Source organism: Pedobacter metabolipauper, assembly GCF_004362715.1.
Classification (GTDB): domain Bacteria; phylum Bacteroidota; class Bacteroidia; order Sphingobacteriales; family Sphingobacteriaceae; genus Pedobacter; species Pedobacter metabolipauper.
Window position 1 is genome coordinate 1,418,184 of record NZ_SNYC01000003.1, and the last position, 25,560, is coordinate 1,443,743.

26 protein-coding genes and 1 tRNA gene are annotated in these 25,560 nt (G+C 40.7%); 8 read left to right on the forward strand and 19 right to left on the reverse strand.

Going from position 1 to position 25,560, the window contains the following annotated elements; genetic code table 11:
- The first annotated feature begins 1 nt into the window (after position 1).
- Complete coding sequence (locus tag ATK78_RS06190; RefSeq protein WP_133575152.1) at positions 2 to 1,429, forward strand: MATE family efflux transporter; 1,428 nt, start codon at positions 2 to 4, stop codon at positions 1,427 to 1,429.
- Here the strand turns inward: ATK78_RS06190 and ATK78_RS06195 are convergent.
- On the reverse strand, positions 1,419 to 1,829 hold the full coding sequence (locus tag ATK78_RS06195) for a DUF983 domain-containing protein (RefSeq protein WP_133575153.1): 411 nt from the start codon (positions 1,827 to 1,829) through the stop codon (positions 1,419 to 1,421). The genes ATK78_RS06190 and ATK78_RS06195 overlap by 11 nt on opposite strands.
- Before the next feature lie 80 nt (positions 1,830 to 1,909).
- Positions 1,910 to 2,491, reverse strand: a complete 582-nt coding sequence (locus ATK78_RS06200; RefSeq protein WP_133575154.1) for a Crp/Fnr family transcriptional regulator — start codon at positions 2,489 to 2,491, stop codon at positions 1,910 to 1,912.
- A 122-nt stretch (positions 2,492 to 2,613) separates the two neighbouring features.
- Here ATK78_RS06200 and ATK78_RS06205 point away from each other — a divergent pair, with 122 nt between their 5' ends.
- The gene (locus ATK78_RS06205) at positions 2,614 to 3,378 is read left to right on the forward strand and encodes a DUF3575 domain-containing protein (protein WP_133575155.1); all 765 of its coding nucleotides are present in this window, start codon (positions 2,614 to 2,616) and stop codon (positions 3,376 to 3,378) included.
- Between the two features lie 55 nt (positions 3,379 to 3,433).
- Here the strand turns inward: ATK78_RS06205 and ATK78_RS06210 are convergent, their stop codons facing one another.
- Positions 3,434 to 4,420, reverse strand: coding sequence for a D-alanine--D-alanine ligase (locus tag ATK78_RS06210; protein ID WP_133575156.1), 987 nt, complete (start codon positions 4,418 to 4,420; stop codon positions 3,434 to 3,436).
- Positions 4,421 to 4,695: 275 nt separating this feature from the next.
- Between ATK78_RS06210 and ATK78_RS06215 the strand changes: the two genes are divergently transcribed.
- From ATK78_RS06215 to ATK78_RS06240, 6 genes are all read left to right on the forward strand, one after another.
- Entirely contained in the window at positions 4,696 to 5,466 is a 771-nt protein-coding gene (locus ATK78_RS06215) for a PASTA domain-containing protein (protein WP_133575157.1), read from the forward strand.
- A 14-nt stretch (positions 5,467 to 5,480) separates the two neighbouring features.
- Entirely contained in the window at positions 5,481 to 6,536 is a 1,056-nt protein-coding gene (gene mltG / locus ATK78_RS06220; RefSeq protein WP_133575158.1) for an endolytic transglycosylase MltG, read from the forward strand.
- 2 nt (positions 6,537 to 6,538) lie between these two features.
- Entirely contained in the window at positions 6,539 to 6,946 is a 408-nt protein-coding gene (locus ATK78_RS06225) for an acyl-CoA thioesterase (RefSeq protein WP_133575159.1), read from the forward strand.
- A gap of 9 nt (positions 6,947 to 6,955) precedes the next feature.
- The gene (locus ATK78_RS06230; RefSeq protein WP_133575160.1) at positions 6,956 to 7,948 is read left to right on the forward strand and encodes a YihY/virulence factor BrkB family protein; all 993 of its coding nucleotides are present in this window, start codon (positions 6,956 to 6,958) and stop codon (positions 7,946 to 7,948) included.
- A 94-nt stretch (positions 7,949 to 8,042) separates the two neighbouring features.
- Positions 8,043 to 8,129 (forward strand) — tRNA-Ser (locus tag ATK78_RS06235).
- 80 nt (positions 8,130 to 8,209) lie between these two features.
- Positions 8,210 to 9,445 carry a tyrosine-type recombinase/integrase gene (locus ATK78_RS06240; RefSeq protein WP_133575161.1) on the forward strand — a complete coding sequence of 412 codons (1,236 nt, stop codon included), beginning with the start codon at positions 8,210 to 8,212 and terminating at the stop codon, positions 9,443 to 9,445.
- Here ATK78_RS06240 and ATK78_RS06245 read toward each other — a convergent pair.
- From ATK78_RS06245 to ATK78_RS06320, 16 genes are all read right to left on the reverse strand, one after another.
- Positions 9,414 to 9,968 carry a hypothetical protein gene (locus ATK78_RS06245; RefSeq protein ID WP_133575162.1) on the reverse strand — a complete coding sequence of 185 codons (555 nt, stop codon included), beginning with the start codon at positions 9,966 to 9,968 and terminating at the stop codon, positions 9,414 to 9,416. The genes ATK78_RS06240 and ATK78_RS06245 overlap by 32 nt on opposite strands.
- 169 nt (positions 9,969 to 10,137) lie before the next feature.
- The gene (locus ATK78_RS06250) at positions 10,138 to 10,509 is read right to left on the reverse strand and encodes a hypothetical protein (protein ID WP_133575163.1); all 372 of its coding nucleotides are present in this window, start codon (positions 10,507 to 10,509) and stop codon (positions 10,138 to 10,140) included.
- Positions 10,510 to 10,980 (reverse strand): M15 family metallopeptidase, encoded by a 471-nt coding sequence (locus ATK78_RS06255; RefSeq protein WP_133575164.1) that lies wholly within the window; start codon positions 10,978 to 10,980, stop codon positions 10,510 to 10,512.
- A gap of 91 nt (positions 10,981 to 11,071) precedes the next feature.
- Positions 11,072 to 14,332 (reverse strand): phage tail protein, encoded by a 3,261-nt coding sequence (locus ATK78_RS06260; protein ID WP_133575165.1) that lies wholly within the window; start codon positions 14,330 to 14,332, stop codon positions 11,072 to 11,074.
- Positions 14,332 to 16,446, reverse strand: a complete 2,115-nt coding sequence (locus ATK78_RS06265; RefSeq protein WP_133575166.1) for a sialate O-acetylesterase — start codon at positions 16,444 to 16,446, stop codon at positions 14,332 to 14,334. The genes ATK78_RS06260 and ATK78_RS06265 overlap by 1 nt, the downstream gene beginning before the upstream one ends.
- Positions 16,446 to 16,970, reverse strand: a complete 525-nt coding sequence (locus ATK78_RS06270; RefSeq protein ID WP_133575167.1) for a hypothetical protein — start codon at positions 16,968 to 16,970, stop codon at positions 16,446 to 16,448. Before ATK78_RS06270 ends, ATK78_RS06265 begins: the two co-directional genes overlap by 1 nt.
- Positions 16,970 to 21,025 (reverse strand): tape measure protein, encoded by a 4,056-nt coding sequence (locus ATK78_RS06275; protein WP_133575168.1) that lies wholly within the window; start codon positions 21,023 to 21,025, stop codon positions 16,970 to 16,972. Before ATK78_RS06275 ends, ATK78_RS06270 begins: the two co-directional genes overlap by 1 nt.
- A 3-nt stretch (positions 21,026 to 21,028) precedes the next feature.
- A complete protein-coding gene (locus ATK78_RS06280) occupies positions 21,029 to 21,244 on the reverse strand; it encodes a hypothetical protein (RefSeq protein WP_133575169.1) in 216 nt (71 codons plus the stop codon).
- A gap of 23 nt (positions 21,245 to 21,267) precedes the next feature.
- Positions 21,268 to 21,777, reverse strand: coding sequence for a hypothetical protein (locus tag ATK78_RS06285; RefSeq protein ID WP_133575170.1), 510 nt, complete (start codon positions 21,775 to 21,777; stop codon positions 21,268 to 21,270).
- Positions 21,778 to 21,831: 54 nt separating this feature from the next.
- Complete coding sequence (locus tag ATK78_RS06290) at positions 21,832 to 22,341, reverse strand: hypothetical protein (RefSeq protein WP_133575171.1); 510 nt, start codon at positions 22,339 to 22,341, stop codon at positions 21,832 to 21,834.
- A 6-nt stretch (positions 22,342 to 22,347) separates the two neighbouring features.
- Positions 22,348 to 22,761 carry a hypothetical protein gene (locus tag ATK78_RS06295; RefSeq protein ID WP_133575172.1) on the reverse strand — a complete coding sequence of 138 codons (414 nt, stop codon included), beginning with the start codon at positions 22,759 to 22,761 and terminating at the stop codon, positions 22,348 to 22,350.
- A gap of 29 nt (positions 22,762 to 22,790) precedes the next feature.
- Positions 22,791 to 23,219 carry a hypothetical protein gene (locus tag ATK78_RS06300; protein ID WP_133575173.1) on the reverse strand — a complete coding sequence of 143 codons (429 nt, stop codon included), beginning with the start codon at positions 23,217 to 23,219 and terminating at the stop codon, positions 22,791 to 22,793.
- Complete coding sequence (locus tag ATK78_RS06305; RefSeq protein WP_133575174.1) at positions 23,210 to 23,539, reverse strand: hypothetical protein; 330 nt, start codon at positions 23,537 to 23,539, stop codon at positions 23,210 to 23,212. The genes ATK78_RS06300 and ATK78_RS06305 overlap by 10 nt, the downstream gene beginning before the upstream one ends.
- Positions 23,539 to 23,862 carry a DUF6706 family protein gene (locus ATK78_RS06310; protein WP_133575175.1) on the reverse strand — a complete coding sequence of 108 codons (324 nt, stop codon included), beginning with the start codon at positions 23,860 to 23,862 and terminating at the stop codon, positions 23,539 to 23,541. The genes ATK78_RS06305 and ATK78_RS06310 overlap by 1 nt, the downstream gene beginning before the upstream one ends.
- A gap of 5 nt (positions 23,863 to 23,867) precedes the next feature.
- Entirely contained in the window at positions 23,868 to 24,953 is a 1,086-nt protein-coding gene (locus tag ATK78_RS06315; RefSeq protein WP_133575176.1) for a major capsid protein, read from the reverse strand.
- A 7-nt stretch (positions 24,954 to 24,960) separates the two neighbouring features.
- Entirely contained in the window at positions 24,961 to 25,554 is a 594-nt protein-coding gene (locus ATK78_RS06320) for a hypothetical protein (protein WP_133575177.1), read from the reverse strand.
- Positions 25,555 to 25,560 lie beyond the last annotated feature (6 nt).

Here is a 25,560-nt window from a genome sequence, read left to right on the forward strand (position 1 = left end):
TATGTCAGTACAGCAAACGGCTTCATCAGGTAAGCTATCTAAAATATTCTTAGTGATCAAACAATCCCTTAACGGCGAAGAACTCGATTTTACGCAGGGGAGCATTCGTAAAGCAGTCATTTTACTGGCCATCCCAATGATGCTGGAAATGGCTATGGAATCTGTATTTGCATTGGTAGACCTCTATTTTGTTGGCCATCTCCACAACAGCAGTCACGCCATACAAACCGTGGGCTTAACCGAATCCGTATTGACCATCATTTACTCACTGGCCGTTGGGATGAGCATGGCTGCAACCGCAGTAGTGGCCAGACGCATTGGTGAAAAAGATCCGGCAGCAGCAGCAAAGGCCGGAATGCAGGCCATTATAATAGCCGTTAGTTTTAGCCTGTTACTTAGCGCTATTGGTTTTATATATAGCCCTGAAATCCTGTTGCTGATGGGTGCAACATCAGAAACTGCCGCACAGGGAACCACATTTATGCGGCTCATGATGGGCAGCAGCACCGTCATCGTCCTGCTTTTTCTCATTAACGGGATCTTTAGAGGAGCGGGTAACGCTGCCATAGCGATGAAAAGCCTTTTTATTGCCAACATCGCCAACATCATCCTCTGCCCTATCCTGATTAACGGACTGGGCCCGATACCTGCATTCGGACTAACCGGTGCCGCGCTGGCTACCTGCATCGGCAGAACATTGGGTGTGGGCTACCAGGTATATCATTTAGCGAATGGGAAAAGCACCTTAAAGATCCACCTGTCTTATTTCAAACCGCATTGGGAACAGATCAGAGCGTTACTGAAGATCGCAACCCCGGGTATCTTTCAATTTATTATTGCCTCCTGCAGCTGGATCTTCCTGGCGCAGCTGGTTGCAACCACGGGCGGTGATCATGGATCTGCAGGTTACCAGACCGCCTTGCGATTGATGATGTTCTTTATGCTCCCGGCCTGGGGAATGAGTAATGCAGCAGCAACGCTGGTTGGACAGAACCTGGGGGCCAAACACCTGGAAAGAGCAGAGCAGTCGGTGCTAAAGACTGCAAAATATGTAATCATATATATGATGGTGGTTATGGTGTTAACCTTTGGCCTTTCGCAGTACTTCATTGCATTTTTCACCAATGATGCACAGATCCAGGAGGTTGCAAGAACAGCACTCCACACCATGAGCATAGGTTATATTTTTTATGGCATCGGTATGGTGCTGATCAGTACGTTTAACGGAGCTGGTGACACCTGGACACCTACATGGGTTAACTTATTTGGGTTCTGGTTATTCCAGATCCCTTTGGCTTATGTGCTGGCCAGGTATTTTGAACTCGGACCAATGGGCGTATTCATTGCCATTCCTGTCGCAGAATTTGGCATTGCCACTGCGGGCTTTATTTTATTTAAGAAGGGCAAGTGGAAAACCATTAAGGTTTAATTTTAGGATCCTGCGTTATGCCGGGAACATATCCAAGGCCGGGTGTTAGCCAGTGCAGCAGAAAAACCCTGGAATACCGGTAATTAAGCGGTGCAAATAAAAACACCCCCACCACAATGATGGCAATGTATGCCCACAGGTTCTCATAAGTAAGGGCAACACCAAGCACATAGGCCGCAACGCTGATACTGATCATCTCGGCAACGTTCATCGCATAGCTGATAAACATAGAGACGTAGAAAAATCCGGGTTCCCGTTCAAAGCGAAGGTTGCAATACGAACAATATTCATTGGTAACCTGGCCTTTAAAAGAATAGATCCTGCCAGAAAATATGGGGCCTTTACGGCATCGCGGACATTTACATTCCGCTATTGCTCTTAGTTTAGATATGGGTGTCATTTGATGTCGTCTTTATATGAAACAATCTGCAGACAAAGATACACAGCCGTTCAGCGGCAATTTATGATGCAGATCATACTTTATAACTTAACAACTTTCCCTTTCATTAGTTTAATTTCTTGTTGACTGGCTAGTTTCTTAACGATCCTGATTACCGTTTCAACCCTCAATCCGCTCATATCTGCCAGTTGCTGCCGGGTAATCTTCAGCTCTTCGCCCTGCGCTGCATCCTTAAACAAATAACTGATCAGCGTCCTAATCCGGTGTTCGGCCTGTTCATTGGCCAGTTCTTCAAGCATCATTGACTTATAGAACAGGCGGTTGCTCAGTGTCTGGATCAGCTTCATGCTAAAGCCTTTAAGATCTTCAATCAATTTAAGGAACTCTTCTTTTCTAACGGGAATTATTTCAGTATCCTGCGTAGCGATGGTATAGGCCAGGTAAGGTTTATTGAGCAGCAGGGCCGGCTCACCAAAATACTCGCTGGCTTTAAAGATGCCCTGAATAAATTCTTTACCATCGTCATTAACCGTCACCATTTTAACCCGTCCGCTTTTTATAAAATAAACGGCCTTAGGGTGCATATCCGGCTCATAGATCACTTCACCCTTTTTATAGGAGGTCACTTTAAAATTATTTTCCAGCAGGTACTTAACGGTCATCTTCACAATTTGGCAAAATATAAGTTAAATAAAGGATAAAAAAAATACCGGATTTCCGGTATTGTAGGGAGAGTAGCTTTATGTAACTTTGAGTGAAACAAACAACTGCTAAAAGAACAACTATGAAACAAAACTTTACTAATAATTTCCTTTTACTGGCTATCCTGATGGTAGTTTTTTCTGTAAATGCATTAAAGGCGCAGGAAAAATCTACTTCATCATTTGACACGGATAAAAAGAACCTGATTAAAATGAATGTTGCTGCGCTGGTATTGAATAACTTTTCCTTTCAGATAGAACGGGCAGTTGGCAAAAAAATATCCGTAGCACTTGGCGTTCGGTTTGCACCGGAGAAAGGGTTGCCATTAAAGTCACAGCTGGAAGATGCGATTGACAATGATGATACCTGGCAAAGCATCAAAGATTTCAACATCGCAAATTTTGCCATCACTCCAGAGGTCAGGTTCTATTTGGGTGAGCGCGTATTCAAGGGCTTTTACATTGCACCATTCGCCAGGTATTCAACCTATGACATTGCAGGACCGTTTAAATTCGACACCCCGGTATCTTCAGAAATTATTCCGTTGGACGGAGATATAAAAGCATTAACCGGAGGTCTGCTTTTTGGCGCACAATATAACCTTGGTAAAAGTTTTTCATTAGACCTGTTCTTAGGTGGCAGTTATGGTACACCATCCGGGTCAATGTCTGGAAGACGGACTTTAAATACCCAGGAACAGCAATATTTAAGAGAATCACTAGAAGATCTGGAGGAACTTCCGCTAATCACCACCACCTATACGGTTGATGGCGATGGCGCAAAAGTAGACTTTGGCGGAAAATTCGTTACCGTAAGGGGCGGAATCTGTCTGGGTTTTAGATTTTAACCTATATTAACCAGGCGGTTGTTTACGGAACAGCTCCGTAACAACCGCCTCTCATTTACCCGATGGTCTCTCTAACCAGCTTCGTATAAAAATCATTTAGCTTCATACCCATTGCAGCAACCTGCTGAGGGATAAAACTGGTAGCCGTTTGGCCGGGAATGGTATTGATCTCTATGAAATAGAAATCTGCCTCATCACCAGAAAGAATAAAATCAATCCGTACCACCCCTTTACAGTTTAATTTCATATAAACAGCTTCCGCAATTTTCGCTACGCGGTCGCGGGTTTCAGGCCGTAGTTTAGCCGGTGTAGTTTCAGTAGCTACCCCAGGAGTATATTTAGCTTCAAAATCAAAGAACTCCTTGGCGGTTTCCACTTCTGTAGCCGGAAGCACAGTGATCTTTCCATCCAGCTTCACCACACCAACGGTAAATTCCCTTCCGGATATAAATTCTTCAATTAAAATCTGGCTATCCTCATTAAATGCCTTATCAATGGCGGCCTGCAAATCATCGGCATGGTTAACCTTGCTCATTCCGATGCTGCTGCCACCGTTATTGGGCTTCACAAAATAAGGAAGCTTCAGGTCTCTTTTCAATTGCGCAATATCGTATGGGGAACTTTTAAAGATCTGTGCAGACCTGGCCACATTCAGCTGGTCAATATCCTGAACAATAGCCTTGGTATAACCCTTATTCATGGTAATGGCCGAGGTCATTGCATCGCAGGTGGTATATGGCAGACCAAGCATATCAAAATAACCCTGTAGCTTCCCATCTTCACCCGGAGAACCATGGATTGCAATGAAAACACCGTCAAACTTGATCTTCCTGCCCTGAATGGTCAATGAGAAATCATTGCGGTCTACCTCAATCTTTACCGAATCTGCAGGCTCATAGAACCAGCCCTGCTGGGTAAGCATGATCTTGTAAACCTCAAATTTATCTGCATCTAAATTCTGACCTATAGTTGCTGCACTTTTAACCGACACTACCCACTCACCGGTAGTACCTCCCGTTAACAAGGCTATTATTTTTTTCATCTGTTTATAATTTGTTTCTATCTGTGATGAAGCTATCAAGATCTTAATCTCCCCATAGTGACTTTAAAAGATCATGATGGTTCACACAATATTTGACTCATTAATCCGAATTTATTCCGGCATTCAAACTTATATAAAACTGTGAAGCATTTCAGAACAATTTAAAAAAAATCATTTGATCCGCAACCATTCAATTTGGAAGATGTTATTTTAATTCCAATAAAATATTTTTTTAATCTAAATTTGGGCGATATACCCTCAGAAAAGAAAAAGCAATGAGCAAATTCATATCCTACTTAAAGACCAAATCATTCCGCAACAATTTAATTGCAGCTGTAGTAACTGTAGCTGTACTTTTATTTGTTGCCTTCTTTAGTCTGAGGTATTATACCAAACACGGGCAGGGCTTAAACGTACCAGCGTTAAAAGGTTTATCGTTTACACAGGCAGTAAGCAAGCTGGAAGAGCTTGGACTGCGTTATGAGGTAGATTCGGTTTATATTATGGACAGTCCTGCCGGAACTGTAATTGATCAGGATCCCAATGCCAATACGTTTGTAAAAGACAACCGCACCATATACCTAACGGTAAGCATGAATACGGCACCCAATGTAAAATTCCCTGATGTGGAGTTTAAATCATTGAGACAGGCACAGGCATTAATAGAAAGCTTTGGTCTGAAACTTGGAGACACTACCTATAAATCTGACGTAAGCAGGGATGTTGTGCTGGAAGCTACCTTTGGCGGCAACCCGATAAAATCCGGAGATGTGATCCCGAAAGGATCACGGATCGACTTTTTACTTGGAGATGGAAAAGGAAATGAAGAAGTAGATATCCCTGATCTGATTGGTTTAACCAAAGATGAGGCTGTATTCGCATTAAAGAACGGTGCCATGCTGACCTTAGGAAGCATCATTTGGGAAGGACTGATCACAGATTCTGCCAATGCAGTGATCATTAAACAAGATCCATTTTTAACAGATTCTGTGACGAAGGTTAAAATAGGTACACCAGTAAATATTACGTTATCAAATAAAAAATAATACGATCATTCTCTATGTCAAACGCGGAAAACAAAAGCACTAAAAAAGGAACTAAAGTAGTGTTGGCCTTATTGCTGGCTATTTTAGTGGTAGGTGGTTATTACGGATTGAAATTTTACAAGGTATACTTTGCAGCCAATACAACAGGCAAATCGAAATACATCTATGTGCGTACAGGTGCAGACCTGGATGATCTGTTCCAGGAGATCCGCCTTAAAGACGTACTTACCGATATCGGAACATTTAGCCAGGCAGCAGCAAAAATGGAGCTGGCACGTTCTTTAAAACCGGGCCGTTATAAGCTGGCGAATGGGATGAACAACCGCAGCATCATCAACATGCTGAAATCTGGCAACCAGGATCCGGTAAAATTGAAGTTCCAGAACATCCGTAAAAAAGAAAACTTTGCTGCATACCTTTCCAATAACCTGGAACCGGATTCATTAACCTTTATCAACCTGCTTGATTCCGCAGCACTGATCGAGAAATATGGTTTCAATAAAGAAAACAGCTATGTGATGTTTATTCCGAACACGTACGAAATGTACTGGAATACATCTGCCTCTGAGTTCTTTGACCGGATGCATACCGAGTATGATAAATTCTGGACGGCAGCACGCAAGCAAAAAGCAGCAGCATTGAACCTTACTCCGATCCAGGTTTCTATATTAGCCTCTATTGTAGATGCGGAGGCGTTGTACGACAAAGAAATGCCCATTATAGCTGGCCTGTACCTAAACCGTTTAAACAAGGGGATTTTACTGCAGGCGGATCCAACGGTGATCTATGCCAATGATGATTTTACGGTAAAACGTGTAACCAATTCTTTATTGCGTGTAGATTCCAGGTACAATACCTATAAATATGCTGGTCTGCCTCCCGGACCAATCATGATGCCGAGTATCAATGCTGTTGATGCCGTATTGAATAAACAAGACAACAATTACATCTATATGTGTGCTAAGGAAGACTTTTCAGGCTACCATAATTTTGCAGTAACCGTTCAGGAGCATGAAAAGAATGCTAAGAAATACAGGGACGCACTAAATAAACGCAACATTTATAAATAGGGATGTACACGCATACAACGAAGGTTAGGGTCAGGTATGGTGAAACAGACCAGATGGGTTATGTTTATTACGGCAATTATGCAGAGTACTATGAAGTTGGCCGTGTAGAGATGCTGAGAAGTTTAGGCATGGATTATGCCGCAATGGAGAAAGATGGCGTCATGCTTCCGGTATTAGAGCTGCACTGCAAGTTTATTAAACCTGCTTTTTACGATCAGGAGATCACCATTAAGACCACCGTTGCAGAATTACCGGGAATCAGGATCCATTTTAAATATGAACTCTTTAACCAGGCTGAGGAACTGATCAACATTGGATCGACCACATTGGTATTTATTGATATGGTCAAAAATAAGCTCTGTTCCCCACCTGCTGAATTCATGAAGCGGTTAGAACAATATTTTCAGTAGATTTGATCAATGGAATGGGTACATAAGCAACTGTTAAAACTTAAGCTTTACGCAATGCTGATAGACTGGACAAAAGTCTATGTATTGCCTGGTTTTAGCCCCCTGCCTATCTATACCGTTGCCACGTTCTTTTTTACCGAGATCGGAAAAGATTCACTGGTTAATAAGGCCTCTTCCCTGGCTTATAATTTTATGCTGGCTATATTTCCCGGCATCATCTTTTTATTCACGCTGATCCCTTTTATTCCGAAGCGTATCGGCTTCCAGGACCAACTGATGAAACTGATCGTACTGGTATTACCGGGCGATGCCTATAATGCGTTCAGTGCTACGCTGGATGAGATTGTGAACAAGCAAAACAGCAGCTTGCTCTCCTTTGGTTTCATCTTGTCGTTATTCTTCGCTACAAACGGTATTCACAACCTGATGATGGCCTTTAACAAATCATCATTGATCATAGAAACCCGTAGCTGGGTAAAGCAGCGCTTCATTGCCATCGTGCTCACGCTTGTTATTGTCCTCTCTGTGATCATTTGTATTACAGCGATGACTATTGGTGAGCTTGCACTGAATTACATCGACACAGAGCTTAATATTAAGGATGGACTCACCAAGTTTGTGATCCAGCTTACCCGATGGGCATTGCTTGGCGTCTTATACTTTGTCACGATATCCATTTTGTACCGTTATGGTCCGGCGCACTCCAAGAAATGGAAGTTCTTTAGTGCGGGTTCCTGGCTGGCAACCATCCTTGCATTTTTAACCATTTGGGGATTCTCCTTTTACATCAATAATTTCAGTTCTTACAATAAAGTGTACGGATCTATCGGCACTTTGATCGTGATTATGATCTGGCTTTATTTAAATTCCCTGATACTTTTGGTGGGATTTGAGCTAAATGCGAGTGTAGATCTGTCTAAACGGAGTGTAAAGATCATCAAGCCGAACTTCAATTTGTTCAAAAAATCGGCTCCAGCAGAAGATAAGTTAGAGAGGAAGTAAATTTTTCTTATTCATTTCTAAGCATTTATCACTTTCTATCAAAAAAAACTTAATCATAGTTTGCAGAATCAAGTCCTATTTGTACTTTTGCGCCGGAGAGTTGGCAGAGTGGTCGATTGCGGCAGTCTTGAAAACTGTTGACTTGTCAAAGGGTCCGCGGGTTCGAATCCCCCACTCTCCGCGAAACCTGTTCCTTGCATAAAGGAGCAGGTTTTTTCATTTAAAGTACAAAAACGGGACAAAAAGGGTACATTCAAATTCATGCTTAAAAACTACAAATGGGCTAAGGGTTACAAAGGACCAACAGGCGATCCAAATGAAGAATGGTTTGCTTATTATTCATTTATCAACCCAGGTACCGGCCGATTTGAAAGGATTAAAGTAAAAGAGGGATTAAACTATTATCACGACCTCAAAGAGAAAGAGACTTTCTTAAAAGAACTCGTTGACGAGATCAATAAAAATCTTAAAGCTGGATATAACCCGTTTGACGTACCAAAAATTGAAAAGGATATTGTTCAAGAGATAGTGGATGAAAAGCATCGGGAAGATAATCCAAAGTCACCATTACTTACTCACGCCTTCATTGACTTCTTAAATAACAAACGCGGTAAAGATTTAGCGAAACCTACAATTGATGCCTATGAGGGATACGTAGGTAAGTTTGAGAATTATTTGTTTGAGGCTAAAAAGGCTGACATCAGACTTGATCAGATTGACGCTAAGTTTATTTCCGATATGCTGGAATGGCTCAAGGTACATCATGACTGGAATGGAACCACCTATAACAATCACCTGAACTACTGGGTTACGCTTCTGAACTGGTTTGCAAAGAAACCTCGGTTCTGGATTAAACGTGAGGAATTTGATATAGGTACAGATGGTGAGATTGAGCACAAGAATACCAAGCCTATGAAAAACCAATACTTTGGTGATACCGTTGCTGAAAATGTTAAAAAGGCGATGTTGAAATATCCCAAAGTATTATACTTCTCCCAGTTTATATACTTCAGCTGTATGCGTCCGGATGAGATCAGGAATCTTAAGGTTGAAAATGTAGATATCAAAGGGAGGTATATTAAGATCATTGGTAAGACGAAAAGTAGAACCGTTCCTATTTGCGATGAGCTGGCAGAAATGCTGACTAGTTTACGTCTTGAACAGTTCCCGGCTAATTATTACGTGATCGGATACCAGGCAGAAGTTAGCGACCAGATGCACAGTGAGAATTATTTCACGCGCGTATTTCGTGAGGACATTAGAAAACCGTTAGGCTTGTCTGATAACTTTACAATGTACGGATGGAAGCATACCCGTGTCGTTGATCTGCTAAATGCCGGTTATACTGATGCTGAAATAATGAACCTTACAGGCCATAGAGATACAGCGAGCTACGATAAATATAAACGTGAACTAATTGGCCACATGAATACCAGGCTACGGGGTAAAACGATTGGATGGGATGCTAAATCTTTGGTTTTGACATCTTTACCATAAATAATACGGCTAATACCACAACAAAGAAAGCGACCAGCCAAACGCCCATTTTTGCCGGTTCTTTTTGAACGGTGCTATTCTTTTCCAGTGAAGTTTTTTCTTCTTTCTGGTTGCTGTTGGATGAACTTTGCTGCGTGATATCGTTTAGAACTGTTGTCGTTCTATCAAACTTAAATGGTATCTTATTTGGATGAACCGTTGCCTTTGTGGTAAGGATTCCTGTTACAGGATCCAGCATTAACTTCACATCAACCAGATCGCTTTTGATAGCCATTATGCCATTAACGATACTATCCATATTTAAATATGTATCCTGGGTAACCGTTTTTTCAGGAACAACAACTGCAGTATCAATTTTCTCGACTGTTGTTATCTTTGTTTTATCAATGGTAAGTCCTGTGCTGTCCTTTTTCAAAGTAGTTGAAGATTCAACTTTCTTTAATTCCTTGGTTTTAAAAACCTTCCTAAAGGTTCCGCATCCGGAAAGGATGATCATGATCCACAAAATAAATACTATTCTCATAATTGTTTCATTAAATCTCGTAACTGGATCACCTTGACGTTTACGCTGTCGAGCCTGGTGTTAATAGGCGAACTATATTCTTTGATAAGAATCGGTTGAGGTTCTACTTTACTGGATGTTACACCAGCTGAGAACAAAAGAATTAACGCGGGTATTATGAATAGCTTTTTCATTTCTTTTTATTTTTGTTAAAATATTGTTTAAGAGATTGAAGCGTCTGATCAAGATTTACCAGGGATGTATCTAACTTGCTTGTATTGCTATCTTGCTGCTCTTTATATGGAGCGAGCTGTTTAGGTAGTTCACTCTGAACACCTTTACGAACCTCTATAACGATCCGTTCGTTGAAGCTGGTAATATCTGCAATACGCAACCTGTTAACTTCGTTATTGATGTTGTATTGCCATAAATTAAGGGCAACGGAAAGAACCAGAAGCGCGGCAAAAGGATTCTTTTGTATCGCTGTAAATAAGCGATCAAACATCCTTTCTATCCAAGCAGCTTTTCTATCAAACATATCTTGTTTTTGATTCTCTTCCATTTATGCAGCGATCTCAAAGTGCATCCAGTCGTAATTCTTTTCCCGTCCAAGGGAAACAAAACCATGCTTATAAAATATATCAATCATCGCTTTGTATTCAGGACGCGCAAACCGTGCGGTCTTTGAAGTTTCTTTTAGTAAATTACGATCAGGATCAAGATCAATAGCAGTACCCCATGAGTGACGTGATAGTGTTGTCGTGCTTCCCCTCATAAGACGGTAATTAAAACAGCCACCGTATAGATCAATACCGAGCTCAACAATTTTAGCATATCCATAATGGGAAAGGATATCAGTGAAAACCGCTTTCAACCGATCAGCAATCAGCTTGTGACATTGAATTTTGGTAACGTAAGAATTTCTCTGCCATGCAACACGCATTTTAAACGGAAGGGTGATGGTAGTTAAGTACCCGGATCCTGTGGCATTTGGTATCCCATATTTTTTGTTTAACTGATCTGTAGTAATCATCGTGTTACCATTTTAAAGTGTAACACAAATTTACCTCCGTACTTAAGGAGACTGGTTTTTAATACTTTACTATTCGTATTTAGTAAGATATTTAAGCTCTGTATAAATTACCACTTGCATCTATCCTTACAGCAGCATCCCCAGCTGCGCCAGCAAGATTTGCTATGATACCACCTTCAGAAACAATACCTCCGGATCCTACTTCTAATTTCGATGATGCTTTCAAAGTATTGAAGTAACCCCCGTAGCTTTTACTGGGTCCATCACCTGAATCTGTTTGATCAATGCCAACAACAGCTGCCGATAAACCAGACGGATCAGTATTTCTTTTTTGTAAAAGACCTACCACACTTCCATTAGAAGAAATTCCGGTTATTAGAGGTATGAATATGAGACCACTTCCATTAGCGAAGAAGCCATTACCTGTACCATAAGACACTTGTCCATCCGGGGTTTTCATTCTTATACCTCCTAATGGTGTGCCAGCTGAATCTGAATCAATATCATCATCTAACCTAAATACCTCAACATCATCAGCATTATAAAAGATCATATTATTATTAGCCCCTGATATTTCGATCCTTAATCCGGAAGTACTGGTTTTAACATTTTGAGCAATCAATAAAGCTGTCTCAATCAAACTGTTTTTGAGATAACCACCTTCGATTATTGTAGTCCCTAACTTTGCAAATTCTACAGCATCCTCGTACGCCATATCTCCAAGAGTTGTAATCAAAGCGTTTACTATTGTATCATCAGTGTATTTTGATGCTTTACCCCAATCAGTCGCGCTGTACGATCCAGTAGCGCGGGCGATAATACATTTCATGAGTTCACCGGATGGCCCTTGTGACCATAGATCACCAACATCATAAGGTGTTGTAGGTGTGACAACAAATACGCGCCTTTTTCCATCTGCGGTGTCTTGCGCATTCTGTGCCGTCTGTAGCGCAAGAACAACATCAGTATCCATGATCCTAAACCATGAAAACACTGAACCATCTTTCATATAACGGTATGCGTATCCTGTTGTATTGTCATAAAATAAATCTCCTAAATGGGTATCACGAACAGCATCAGTGGTCCAAGTCGATGCTGGTAAATTAGTGTTATCCGGCACGTAATTGTAAAACCAGGCGGTGATCTGTCCATCAATTTGATTTTGCAGATCATCTTTAACGGCATTTACAAAGTCCTGACTGGCTAATCCTGATAGATCAGGCTTATCATCGATGTTTTCATATCCAGTAGACCCTGCACCAAAAATAACTTTACCGTTGATCATGAGCTCACCATCACCATCTTTATTATACCGGAATCCTCGACCTTCAGGAGCACTCCCAAAATTTATAGATCCTATAGTAAGGTTGATATAATTTTGGCCGCTAATATCCTGAATGATGCCAGATGTAATTTGACCACCAACAATTGTGGTAACTCCCTTAGTAGGATCAAACGTCCGGTACCCTTTAACATTTACCTGGTTAAGCTGACCAAGGTTAAACGCCCAGTGACCAGCAATATCATTTACAAATACCGGTGTTTCAGAAATCTCCCATGTACCGGTTAATGCTGTTTTGCTACATTTTGCGTATACATAATAAAATTTAAGCGGATCAAGTCCGGCCCATGATCCAGGAGCCATCACCCAGTCATATCCTAAGCCTTCAATCTCGTAAATGTTATGGACCAAGTGACCGCCGGTTATAGTTAAAGCATTTGCGTTTGCTGCCACATTTGGTGATATGGTAACATCAATCAGTCCATAGTTTTGTGAATCGAAACCAAACTTTGCCATTGCAGCAAAAAGCGTCTCATCACCCTTTGCAAGATTGCCGTCCGGATCAAATACCCGACTTGACAACTGGTTTAAACTACGGCTATTCATACGGGCCCGCTCGGTATTTGTACGATCCACGTATTTAATTTCATTCTTATTGTCAATGGTATCACTGATCACTCGCTCTGTACGAGTATACGGAATGAAGTTGGCGATCTCACAAATGATCTTTGTATCCGGTGTAATTACATCTGGAAATTGGTAAGGATAGACTGTCTTTGTAACACGGATCATCTCATCGATTCCAAGATCAGTATCAATGATTCTTATTTGATCACCGGGATATAGCATGATGTTATTATCACGAGCATAAAGCGGATCCATTTCTAAAGAGTATAAGACACGAGGCACACAGTTTTCGTTTAACCAGGCTTGCGTTGCTACCTTCAATCTTAACTCTGCAGCAGCAACCACCTCTGCCGGCAGGTGCATATCGAACAAAGTGAAAGTGTCACCTATGGCCGGTTGAAATACTGTATTCGGAAGTTTATTATCATTACTATCCTGAAATACTTTTAAGGTGATCGTTTTTGTAGTATGATTGTATTTCTTAATTTCAAAATCCTGTCCCTGCAATTCTCCTGACTTGAAAGATAACTTAGGAATTTCTACAGAAAAATAATCGTTCAGGTTGAAATCTAAAGTTGAGGCAGATATCTCGAATATATCAGATTCATCATCATAAGCACTGAATGCAGAAACTAATCCATTGATCTCCGGATATATCTCCGGATTCTCATAATCGCCTTCGCGGACATCATACAACTTCGTTACACCATCTGGCATAAATACGTTCTTGTCGAGGTACTCGCCATCGAACATTAGTTGCTTCGCGCTACCTCGATATCCTTCCGGAAGATTTTTGATGCTCCCATATCCTGTGGCCCTGGTAACAATGTTCTTATCGCTTTGGTATTGGTATGATAATGAATATAGTCCTTTACCCATTCCATACTGAAATACCAAAGATGTAACTGAGCCGACCTGCTTAACGAAGCTGATCGTTTTTCCTTCAACACCACTTAAGAACCATTCACAAGTAAACTTTTCTGCCACAACATCCAGTGCATTCCTGCAACTTTGGCCGGAAAAGTCAATCTTAATCTCTGGAAGAGTATCACAAATACCTACGTTCCAGCCTGAATCAATCTCATTGATGTTGTCAACAATCAGTTGAGCATAATTAAGAGGAGCACCGTAATATTGGAAGGTTTTATTTTTTAGGTGCTTAAGTTGCTTATCGTACAACCGGTACAAAACACTTTCAAACATCACCGAGTATTTAAATAACCGGTTGCTTAACTTTTCCACTTTTAATGGAGGCGTATTAACAGTAAATTTCTGCCCCCGGTATTCGATGGATGATCCAATAGGGGATAATAAAACACCAGGCAAATCAATATCTGCCTGTGTTTCCCTTGCGCCCATCAGCTCCGAGGTGACAACCATTGTGCTGTATATCGGAAGCTGAGATATCTCTACACCGTTTTTTTTGATTGGAACTAAGTGCATTAATTAAGGATTCTATAGATGAGCGGTTTTGATTCTATTTCAGCATATATATCATTTACAACTGTCGTAGCTGTTGAGAGGTCCCAATGAATGGTATCTAACGTGGTAGTTCCTGTTGCCGGGACGTAAGCAACATTCTTAACATCTGTCGATAACTGTGCTTTTGCACCTTCGATTACTGAGCTATATTGAGCTGACGTTGAATTAACACCGACTATTATAACCGGCAGCAGCGGGTTATTGACTACACCTCTCATGTAGTAGATAAAATTCTTACAGTTTTGATAGAAGCTATCAGCATCATTTCTATCGCTTTCTCCAATTACGATAATAAGCAGTCTATTCTCGAAGTTTATCCCTTCAGCTGTAGTCATCGCATTTATCCTACTTTCCAATACAGAAGCAAGTTTTGTTTGTCCGGATGAAAATGCCGTAATGGCATCAAAATCTATGTTCCATTTACCAGCACCTTCACCTTTTAGAATACTGAATGAAGTGCCTCCTAAACTGGTTTTTGTTACATATATATTATCCGTGGAATGCCCTGACACGCCTCGGTTATGAGTAATTATCTTTTGATATAGAAGTATTTCTGGCGACCATCTGCTTGGTGATACTTGTAAGTCTGTGGAATTGTAAGTATGTATGTTAGAAAAATTCGTCAGCGTGAGGCTATTATTTATAATACAGCCAGGAATCGTATTACCAGCACTAACAAATTCTGCAGGTAATGGTATAGTAGAGACAGGCAGCCTCCCATCAAATTGAGATTGGCTGGCTATAATTATTCCTGGCTTTTTCGCAGATGTATCCACTTTCGTTTTTCTTCCCTGTAGATATGAAAAGTTAGCCTCTGAGTTTGATTTACCCGTTATATCCTGCGTTATCAGATCTGATTTGACTTTCTTCTTTATGACAAAAGATCCATATTGCACTCCAATGTTTGGAAGATCTGCAGATTTCACGTTCAACGCTGCAAACGCAACTGTAGGATAGGTAGAGACTGGAATAGCCAGCCTATATCCTTTTGAAATGCTATTGAAATGAGTGGGAAGTATGTTCCCAAGGACCGAGCCTGTACCATCTAAATATCTTCCTATTTGAGTGGCCGTGATGTCTGTTAATCCTTCCACAGCGAGAAAGTCACCTGCTACGACTGCAATTTTGTTAACCGCACTGTTTCCGGAAATTGGAGCCAAAACTGAAACACCTGAACCTGTCCAAAATTGACCAGAATATTTATTCGTGACCAACTGTGCGGGGTAAGAATCATACAAATCACTTCCTGGAATAAAGCCAGAATCGTTAGATAATTCAGAAACCTTTGTTTTCATGATTCCTGTAGGCAAAGCTTCTAACTTCACTTTGGTAGGGTCAATACTTCCAGGAGAAACGTAAACCGAACCCTTAATTACACTCAAACCCGCTAAATCAGCATTAACTACGTTTAAAACAAACATTGAAGAACCAGAGGGGATAACTATTGAATACCCGCCTGTGATCGGTGTAAATGATGCAGATGTCAAACTGGATAGATACCCACCTGCGGAATTTAAGAACCTACCTGTATTCGCGCTAGCTATATTTGACAACCCAGATATAGCAAAAATATCACCAGGAACCCCTGATATTTTATTGGTTGAGCCCTGGGTTGTGCTTGTTATTAAAGATGATGGACTAGTGGCCGTCCACAACTGACCTACATTTCTTGTGGTTACCAACTCAACAATTGGCGCATTGAATACATCTGTTTTTGATACATAATTACCAGTGAAATCAGGAGCATCAAATAATTCATATTCAATATTCCAGTTTCCGTAACTCCAAACAAACCTAGAATTACCGGCATATTTATCACCCACCTTAATAGGAGGTGTTATATTTCCAAAGTTTGGAAAAGCTACACCATAATTGGTTGTCGATATTGGCCATGTCTCACCTGGGAACCGATCACCAGTTGGAACAGTGACAGGATAAGCTATAGGCTTTTCTGACCTAACAATATTAGCCAATGGAAACTGTGCATCTATACCTTCTGCTGTTAATCCAACAATCTTCGCCCCCGTTAAATCAGTAACTATCGGTAGCTGATTTGTCTTTACCGTTTTTGCCATTATATTATAAATAATTTATCATCCTGTGTACTATAAAAACTATTTTCATGATCAACCAGGTAGGTTAAATCCAGTGTGCCATCATCTTTAAAAGGAGCTGATTGCCTAACCTCATCAAACTGAATTTCTATTGAAACCGCTATCTTATTCGCTATAAAATTGGTAAGCCTGTTCCATTGAATTGTACCAGGTTTGTATCTGGCATTTACTTTTATATCGAAATCTACCTTTTCAAGGGTTACATAATTTTGCTGAATAAAGTCTCCAATTGCCGATGCCGTAACCTTATAATCTGAAATAGAATCAACCAGAAGTATTCCTTTGATAATGAATACCCTTGCTTTTGTGTTTACAGTGGATAATAGGTCATATTCAATAATCCCATCTCCCCAATCCTTCGTAAAAACCTGGATGGTGTCAGATGGAACCTCGAAGCTGTCAGCTGTAGTCTTATCGCTATGCGGTAAAATTCCAACACCTAAGAAAAGATCGTATCCATTTATCCTGTAATTAGATAATTCCATTAAATAAGCCCCCCGCCTCTAAGTGATCCGCTATTTGTGTTCTTTGCAATGGCCTTTAATTCGACTACAGCACTTTTCAATTCAACTACTGTTTGAGCAGTGTTAGCTTCGATTTTAAGAACTGAATCAAAGTTAGCTTTGGCGATATTGAGAAGCTCGATGGATGTCTTACCAATTGGATTTAATAAGGTATTTGTCTCTGTACCGTTGACCACAACCCTTTTCGTTAGATCGTAAGTACCTCGCGTGATTCCTTCGAGTGCATTAGCCTGATCGCTGGTGATCTGCTTGATATTTTTGTTAAGTGCCGATGAGCTATCACCGGAATCAGTCAAATCAATACCGGTAGCCTTACCTAAGTTTTCGATATCCTTTTTTGCTTTTTCAGCAGCAGTTAGATATGAATCACGAAGCTTAGCAATCTCATCTTCTGTTAATCCTCCTTGTGATAGGTTTGCAAACTCATCATAAAACTTCTGCAGCTGGGTTTTAATCAGCTCACCTTTGAATCCGTTAAGAATTGATTTACGGATAGTATCTTCAAAGCTTTTACCGAAATCCTGGGTTCCATCAGTCAAAGTTGCAATAAACTGATCAGCGATAGTATCTAATGAAGATCCTACATTTTCAGCATTGAGATTATTTACTAACTCCCTAGCAGTTTCGGCCGCTTTGATCAAGTTTTCAACTATAAGAGCTGTTTGCGCATCCAGTTTGTTCTCTGCCAGCAACGTCCTTAATGCTTCAATGTCAGTTGGTAACGAGGTTAGTTCAGATTTTTTGATTTGCGTACCATTATTCGCGAATTTTTCACCGTTATTGATTTTAGCAATAATATCATCTAAAGCCTTGTTTCCGGTTAAGGCATATCTTCCTGTAAGTTGAGATTGATACTTCTCTTCGTTTGCCCTGGCTTGTGTAATTGCTTCATTATACTTTACGATCCGATCGGTGCCATAAGCGTCGTTGAGTAAAGCAATCTGCCTTTCCAAGGCTTTATTTAATGCCTCGGTTTGCTTATTCTGTAAATCACGAGAATAAGATGCTTGAGCCTCCCTTTGAGCAGAACGATCAAACAAACTGAACACTGATTGAAAGATAGAAATACCGGCACCTAAGATTCCAAGACCGGCTGTAAGTTTTCCAAGGCCTGTATCGGAATCTTTAAAATCGTCCATGCCCTTTTTTATGTTACCTACCTGACCTGCGACATTAGCAACAGTTGATAACACTTTACCAAATACAGAATCCATTGCGCCTATAGAAGAAACAATACCATCTATGGTATTAGCCATCTGAATGAGTTCTTTTCCAGCCCCCTCTTTTATTCCTTTCTCAACATCACCCAGGTACTTCCTTATTTTTTCGATTTCAGCAGGGTCGATAATCCCGCCCTCCTTAACATTTTTTTCAAATTGCTGTTTCGTATCAGCCAATAACTTTAAAGCACTTGTTTTCGATAAATCTTCTATACCTGAAAACAGGGCCTGATAAGATTCCAATTTCTTCAAATTAGCATCATCAAGTTCTTTCAATTCCTTATCCAACTGTTTTTTTCTTTCAGCAATAGCAGTTGGATCGTTTTCTATCAGTGCAATATCTTCGTTATATTTCTCAATTTTAGCTTGTCGTTCTTGCTGATAACTAACTAATGATTTCATTAGATCATCATACTTTTTAGCTTCAACTGCGGCTTGTTCATCTATCAATTTATCATAAGCCCTTAACCGCTCGATTTCAGGACCAGTCATATCCATAGGATCCTTATCTAAAATCTTACCTCTTTCAGCTTCAAGCTTCTGTAAATAATTTACTGAAGTATCAATCTCGTTTTTATAGCGTTTTTCAGCAGCGTCTTTACCCAAAGAACTTTTGTATGCTTCGAAATCATCATAAAGCGCCTTTTGCTTTACAAGTTCCGTTTCCAGCAGTTCTGTATCTTGCCTGTATTTGATTGCACCGGTTTCGGCAATTTCTACATTATTGATCCTGGTAATTGTTTCAGGTTTCAGACCGAGCTTGATGGCGTTCTTTCTTAACTCTTCAGCTTTATCTTGCGCTGCCTTAATTTCTTCTTCGTTTTTGGTTAAGCCTTTTCTTGACGCTTCTGCCTCAATTTCACTAAGCTTATTTAAGAATTTTTCCCGTTCACTTATCTCCCTTTTATCTGCAGCAGTTTGCTTACCGGTTATCCTTGCTTTTTCCTCTTCAAGTTTCTTGATTTGCTTTTGGTACTCGTTGTACTGCTTTGAAGTTTCTGAAACAGCTTTTTGTTCCTCGGTCAACTTTTTAATTTCAGCATCTATTGTATCGACTGACCTTCTTTTGGTAGCGGTAGTGGCTGCTTCATCACTTACTCCTTTAGTTAGCTCATTCGTAATCTCTGAACCGTATTTTTTAGTGAGATCATCTAATTGCTTTTGTAAGTTTGCTTTTTGTTGTTTTACTAATGCATCATTACCATCACCACCGTAAAGAGCGATACTTCTGGCAGCATTATACTGTTCCCGCTCGCTTTCAGGAAATCCACTAACTGAATAATTAATATAGGCACCCAAACCTTTCGCTCTTAAAGCTGCCTTATCCATCATAGATATGGCTTTTATCCCTTTAACCTCTAATTCAGCAAGTTGATCATTGATTTTCTGAAACTCGGAAAAGGCAGTTCTTGCAACAGCAGCATCTTGAATACTTTTGATATATAACTTAATAGCATTTGTAGCCTTACCAGCTGCAATCTCTTCCTGGCTAAAACCAATTAAAACGCCTTTGGTCGTTTCTTGAAGTTTTTTATAGGCGGCTGCTCTTTGATCGTTAGTCGCTGTCTGGCTTTTGATTACGTCAACTAGGGCCTTAATGCTTCGGGCTTCCTTAACTGCAGAAGTGCTGCTTTCCTCCTGGATTCTATTGAACCTTTCCTGTGTCGCTTCCGCTGCACTCACATATTGCGAAAGTGAATATATAACTGCTCCCAATGCAGCCAGTAGAGCGATGGTTGCTCCAATTGGAGATGCTGCAAGAACCGCATTATATGTAGCCTGTAATGATATAAGCATTCTCTTACTTGCTGCAAGTAAAGTCTCCATCACAGTCAATTGACGAACTGATAATCCATGAACTACAACTGATGCCGTAGCTAAGGAGTTGGCAACCGCGTAAGCGATAACAGCTGCCCTGTATGCTCCGTATGCATAAATAAGTAAGCCGATAATATCAAGGAGCTCTTTGTAATTCTCCACCATGGCAGTAGCCGATTCGATACCTAACGAGAACAAACCCTCCTGGCTCATCGCAATATCATTAAGCATGATATCCCACGCATCCTTGAAACGTTCGATCATACCACCCCATGATTTTGATTGAGCTTCCATTAAACCGCCAAACATACCGCCTGCAGCTGTCATGTTTTTAAATGCTTGTTCTACTTGAGGGAATCCGACCTTACCAGCCTCAACCAATCCAGCTACCTCATCTTTACCGACCTTAAGGACTTTAGCCAGTTCAGCATAGATCGGGATACCACGGCCGGCAAATTGCCGGATATCCATAGCATAAGCTCGCCCCTGTGTTTTCAAGGTACCATACAGATAAACCAGGTCGCCAATAGGGACGGACACACCAGCCGCGACATCACCAAGCATTCTTAATTCACCGACTACCGTTTTAGCCGTAGATCCGTAAGCAAGAAGTTGTTTAGCAGCACCCGCAGCCTCTTTCAATCCAAATGGGGTTGTACCAGCAAATACGATGAGTTCCTTCATTAAGGTATCGGCAGCCGCTTTGCTTTTCAGCATTGTTGAGAATGCAATATCCAGTTGCTGGAACTGATTCCTCACATCTACCAGCGAAGAAACAAAGCTTGTAGCCGCCTGAACAGAGAAGTATGCAGCTACAGCTTCACTCGCTTTTTTTGCATAATTTTCTATCTGGTTACTTTGCGCTGTTATACTGGAAGTGGTGCGGTTAACCTCCCGCTCCATTCTTTGAATAGATCTATGGAATTCGGAATCGTTAATTGTACTTATCCAGTTTAAATCACCGCCTGCTACATTCATACTTTATTTTGATAAGAGTTCTCTTAATTCTTTTTCTTCATCTTCAGGTGATACCACTTGATCTTCATCTTCTTTTTTGGAATCAGATTCACTGGAAGGGATTGTAGCGAGATCCATTAAGAAATTGATCCAACTCATTCCCCATAAAACTTCTTCCCTGCTGCATTTAAAATATTTTCGGTATGATCCGATTAGTGACCATGGGCTATCAACTCCCACATTCTTTTTAGGCTCGTCTGGCTTTAATCCTGTTCCTTTGCAGGTTTCACAGTGTTCTCCGGCTCCGGCACATTCAATACACTTTGGCCGCTTATCCAGACGATAGATTTCATAAAATTTGGTAGTCCGGCCATAGTCAACGAAGCATCCATTAGCTTCATAAATTCAGGATCCGGCATCCAGCGTAATTCTTCAATTAAAGCCTTTGACGGCTCAGCTTTTCTGTTTTCAATACAGACAGCCACTACGTAAATAAAATGGTCGGTATGATCATCAACAGCCTTCCATGCTTTCATTGTATTGAGAATGCCGTTGTCCCAGCTATCTTTGGGAAGCCTAACTGCGATTGATGATACCCTTTTACGATTACCAACTAAAATTGGTGTAATCTCAAAAATCTTTGTTGATTTCATAAATCCTTTTTTAATCAGGTACTTATGAAGCCAATTCTTTGGTCTTATTGTGATCTCAACTTGTTTGGTTTTTTCGGTGAGGGTATCGGCCGCTAATGACAAAGTATCTTGAATATTCATTATAAAATAGTAAAGGGGCACCTGATACAAGTGCCCCTGTTAAATTATTTAACCTTATACGAACACGATCTCCATCGCTGGTGTAGCAGCCTTGTCAGGAGCTAACATCTTAAGCGTGAAGTCCAATTGACCAAGCTTAGCTTTATCAAATGCGATGGTCGGTACACCTGATAATTTCATTTTCACGAAATTAAATTTGATACCGGATCTTGATTCAGCCGTTACTGATTGATAAACATTCAGAACCGCGCCACCAATTGGAGCTTTCCAGGTAAGGGCTGGAGCTGTACCGATGATGGTACCACCAAATAGCTTCTGCATTGTGGTTGCTGAAATATTGTACGTACTGGCTTTCAAGGTCCAGACAGGAGCTTTAGTTGTCAATTCGTCATAGATCGTATCTAATTCTTCGATCTCAATTTCTTCAGTTGTTGCTTCGGTAGCTGTTAGGGTTGCAGAACCCTTAACAGTCGCGCCAAATACCTCCGTTAAGGTTAGGCCCATCCCGCCATCTAAGGCAGGATCACCCATTAGAAAGGACTTAAGCCCTAATACTTTTCCCATGATTATTTAATTTGTTATGTAAAATTCAATTCTAAAATTTATGTAATGCTGATTGTTGCTATCCTCGAATACGTTATCCTGTTGTACATTAAAGCAACATGTTCCAGCTTCATTCCATATCTCTTCACCAGTACCTAAAGCGGTATTTGTGAGATTATTCAAGTAAAGGATCCTTCCGGTATCCGGTTGCGATTTGTCGCCAAATGAAGGATGGCCAAAAGGGTATTTAAGATTTGGGACATAGACATTCACATTAAAAACACCTTCCTGAACCTCTTCCCTATCCAGTCCCAATCCATTAATTACAACATCTTCACGATCAGAATTAGCAGGACGTTGGATCTTACATAGCTTACCATTTGGCTTTTTCACATCTGAAAAAAGTTCAGAATGCGTGATATGCTGATATAACATATTCATAACCGAAATCATTGTAAATCCCATCCGCTTTATAGCCCTTTCTTAAAATCTTTAATCGCCGCCTGAACCATTGCTTTTGCTTTGATGGAACTGCCTGTCAATACATCTTTACCTTTGCTCTCAACAGCTGCAGCGTAATTCATCCCTGCCACAACTATTAGCACATATCCAGACAGATGCTTTGATTTCAGTTCCTCAACGAGCTTTCTGCTTAAATCCGGAATGTTACCTGGTGAACGCTTTATGCCATCTTTAAAAACTACGTAGCAAATAGAGGATCTTAAATTACCTGTCTGATCATTAAACCCGCCTTCTGCTGCTGTTTTGCTTCTGGCATTGATAACGAACGTTTCGCCAATAAAAATAAACCGGCTAACAATAGCAGAATCAATCCTTTTGAGCTTAAGGGAGAACATCCGTTTAACATCTTCCCTGCTGTATGCTGGTTTTAAACCCACGCCCTTGCGTTAAGCTGGTCCCTACTGAAATTCAAAACCGTGCCTTTTGCAAATTCAACCCCTTTATTCAAGCCAACAACATCTATTCTTTTTGGAATATCAATCTGGTTAAGAGGCATGTAAATCATCCAACTGTAGATCACATTTTCACCATCGTTTGATGGGATTGTGCTACCTTTCGAATTCGTTTCGAATCTGCATTTAATTTCAAATACTCCAGCAGTGCCAACTGGTATTACCGTATCGCCATTCGAATCTTCATAAGGTACAGCATCCGTTACAATGGTGAATCTTAAAATATGAGGATATTGAACAATCATTACCATTTACCCTTTACAGCAGAAATCTTTGGTTTTCCTGGATCTATATCCGTCTCATTCCACTTGTTCAAGAACATTGACCGCACTTTTAGAAGTGCATTCTTATCAGACAACGACAGAGAATAACCACCTTCAGATACATTACCACTGGTACAAACAACTAATATCAGACCCGCAGCGCAAAGCTCAACGTCCTTGGTATGCGACTTGGAATAAACCTGATCGCCATCAAGAGAAGCCTCAATTAAAGCCGCTTCAAGACTTTCATCTGGAAGCGGATAATTGATTTTGCCCTGTAAGGCTGACTTTATTGTTAGTGCCATAATGATTAAGCGGCTCCTACTCTTAGGTGATAAATACTCTCAACTGCCTCTAAACCTGGTAAAGCGATAACCTCACCAGAAGTGAACTCACCCCATGGTGAACGTTCATGCCATTTAGCGATCAGGATCCTTTCAACAGTCGTGTATTCCACGTTGTCATTTGGCTCCATTTCCTCAATAGCAAATGCATTGTGGATGATCCCTAATTTACCTGCTGGGATGAAAACAAGTGTTGTGTCACTGAATGGTTTCAGTAACTTCTGTTTGCCATCTTCTTCAGTACGTGAAATAGCATCAACAATTTCAAAAGGAGGAAGATCGTTATCCACCATGTACATGTTCATGTTAGCCATGGTGAAAACTGCACGTGCATTGGAGCCCGGATTGAAATAACCTTTCATCTCATCCAAGAACTCTTTATTTACTTTGATCCTGTTCCAAAGAACACGAGATACCATGATAGAAGAGATCTCATCGCCATTTGCTTTAGCCAGCTCAACAACCTCCTTGATATAGGTTATTATTTTCGAGTTAACATCCGACAGTGGTAATGCTGAAGTGATGATGTTGTCAGCTAAGAATCCAACCGGAACCAATCCGGTAACGATACCGTCAGGGTTATTGTCAGCTGTGATCTCTAAACCACCAGTAGATAACATTTGCAAGAACATGTAATTGATCCTGAACTTTACAGCATCAGAAACGTATTTCATATCATCCAAAATGTATTTGGTGATCGCTTTAGCTTTTTCAGCATCGCTCATCGTCTTAATGCTTTGAAGCATTTTGTAATTACGATACTGCTTTTGCGTTAAACCGCGTTTTACTTTAATTGAAGGAACTTCACCTTCAACTTTGTAAGCAGCTGAACGGGACCTTAACGGGTGATTAGCGTCGATATCGACAACCGATGCCATAGAAGCCAGTCTCTCTTTACCGATTACTGTTGAGAAGTCTAGTCCAACTGTTGGAGTAGCCCAGTCTAAGAATCTGGTGTATAGCGGCTGAACTTTGGCCTTTTCTAGTGCCACAGCAACCACACTCATGTTTTCAGTGTAATTGCCAAAGATGGACTTTAATTGATCTGCCATTTGTTAATTATTTGCTTTGTGAAAAAATGATGAGCGGCAATAATGCTTGCACATCAGCCGGAACACCTGGAATTCTGCGAGCGTAAACAGTCGCACGTAATGCTAATGTGAGGGTGCTATTTGCTTCAACCAAAGTAGACTCCAATGAAGTTCCTTTAGGTACCCCAGCTAAGGATGAGTTAGTTGTACCTGTGGTAGCTGACTGATAAACAACAGAACCGATAGGTAATTCAGCGGTGTTCAATGTCGTACCCACTGTAATCGTGTCGTAAAGTGCACTGGTAGTTTTGTCGATAGCAGTTACAGCATAAGCCTTTCCTTTAAGTACTAAACCGATGTTGTCGCCAATAGCAATTTGATGCCCTTTTGCAACCTGATAAGCTACAGCGTTTGCTGCTGCTATTGCAACCAGAGTAGCACTCTTAACCGGTTTGGCTAACCTTGTGATATCATCTGGAATGTACACAGTTCCGGCTGGAAGTACGGATCCGGCAATTAAGCCGGTTGTATCCAATGTATATCCAGACTGAGATACCTCATGAACTTGTTGATAAACAGGAATGTCACCTTCGACCTCTGTCTTTTTAAATTTTAAACCCATTTTAAG

What these genes read in the sequence shown, in the direction of transcription:
- ATK78_RS06190 (WP_133575152.1), top strand. Translation starts at nt 2, where the DNA reads ATGTCAGTACAGCAAACGGCTTCATCAGGTAAGCTATCTAAAATATTC.
- ATK78_RS06195 (WP_133575153.1), bottom strand. Translation starts at nt 1,829, where the DNA reads ATGACACCCATATCTAAACTAAGAGCAATAGCGGAATGTAAATGTCCG.
- ATK78_RS06200 (WP_133575154.1), bottom strand. Translation starts at nt 2,491, where the DNA reads ATGACCGTTAAGTACCTGCTGGAAAATAATTTTAAAGTGACCTCCTAT.
- ATK78_RS06205 (WP_133575155.1), top strand. Translation starts at nt 2,614, where the DNA reads ATGAAACAAAACTTTACTAATAATTTCCTTTTACTGGCTATCCTGATG.
- ATK78_RS06210 (WP_133575156.1), bottom strand. Translation starts at nt 4,420, where the DNA reads ATGAAAAAAATAATAGCCTTGTTAACGGGAGGTACTACCGGTGAGTGG.
- ATK78_RS06215 (WP_133575157.1), top strand. Translation starts at nt 4,696, where the DNA reads ATGAGCAAATTCATATCCTACTTAAAGACCAAATCATTCCGCAACAAT.
- mltG (WP_133575158.1), top strand. Translation starts at nt 5,481, where the DNA reads ATGTCAAACGCGGAAAACAAAAGCACTAAAAAAGGAACTAAAGTAGTG.
- ATK78_RS06225 (WP_133575159.1), top strand. Translation starts at nt 6,539, where the DNA reads ATGTACACGCATACAACGAAGGTTAGGGTCAGGTATGGTGAAACAGAC.
- ATK78_RS06230 (WP_133575160.1), top strand. Translation starts at nt 6,956, where the DNA reads ATGGAATGGGTACATAAGCAACTGTTAAAACTTAAGCTTTACGCAATG.
- ATK78_RS06240 (WP_133575161.1), top strand. Translation starts at nt 8,210, where the DNA reads ATGCTTAAAAACTACAAATGGGCTAAGGGTTACAAAGGACCAACAGGC.
- ATK78_RS06245 (WP_133575162.1), bottom strand. Translation starts at nt 9,968, where the DNA reads ATGAGAATAGTATTTATTTTGTGGATCATGATCATCCTTTCCGGATGC.
- ATK78_RS06250 (WP_133575163.1), bottom strand. Translation starts at nt 10,509, where the DNA reads ATGGAAGAGAATCAAAAACAAGATATGTTTGATAGAAAAGCTGCTTGG.
- ATK78_RS06255 (WP_133575164.1), bottom strand. Translation starts at nt 10,980, where the DNA reads ATGATTACTACAGATCAGTTAAACAAAAAATATGGGATACCAAATGCC.
- ATK78_RS06260 (WP_133575165.1), bottom strand. Translation starts at nt 14,332, where the DNA reads ATGCACTTAGTTCCAATCAAAAAAAACGGTGTAGAGATATCTCAGCTT.
- ATK78_RS06265 (WP_133575166.1), bottom strand. Translation starts at nt 16,446, where the DNA reads ATGGCAAAAACGGTAAAGACAAATCAGCTACCGATAGTTACTGATTTA.
- ATK78_RS06270 (WP_133575167.1), bottom strand. Translation starts at nt 16,970, where the DNA reads ATGGAATTATCTAATTACAGGATAAATGGATACGATCTTTTCTTAGGT.
- ATK78_RS06275 (WP_133575168.1), bottom strand. Translation starts at nt 21,025, where the DNA reads ATGAATGTAGCAGGCGGTGATTTAAACTGGATAAGTACAATTAACGAT.
- ATK78_RS06285 (WP_133575170.1), bottom strand. Translation starts at nt 21,777, where the DNA reads ATGAATATTCAAGATACTTTGTCATTAGCGGCCGATACCCTCACCGAA.
- ATK78_RS06290 (WP_133575171.1), bottom strand. Translation starts at nt 22,341, where the DNA reads ATGGGAAAAGTATTAGGGCTTAAGTCCTTTCTAATGGGTGATCCTGCC.
- ATK78_RS06295 (WP_133575172.1), bottom strand. Translation starts at nt 22,761, where the DNA reads ATGAATATGTTATATCAGCATATCACGCATTCTGAACTTTTTTCAGAT.
- ATK78_RS06305 (WP_133575174.1), bottom strand. Translation starts at nt 23,539, where the DNA reads ATGATTGTTCAATATCCTCATATTTTAAGATTCACCATTGTAACGGAT.
- ATK78_RS06310 (WP_133575175.1), bottom strand. Translation starts at nt 23,862, where the DNA reads ATGGCACTAACAATAAAGTCAGCCTTACAGGGCAAAATCAATTATCCG.
- ATK78_RS06315 (WP_133575176.1), bottom strand. Translation starts at nt 24,953, where the DNA reads ATGGCAGATCAATTAAAGTCCATCTTTGGCAATTACACTGAAAACATG.
- ATK78_RS06320 (WP_133575177.1), bottom strand. Translation starts at nt 25,554, where the DNA reads ATGGGTTTAAAATTTAAAAAGACAGAGGTCGAAGGTGACATTCCTGTT.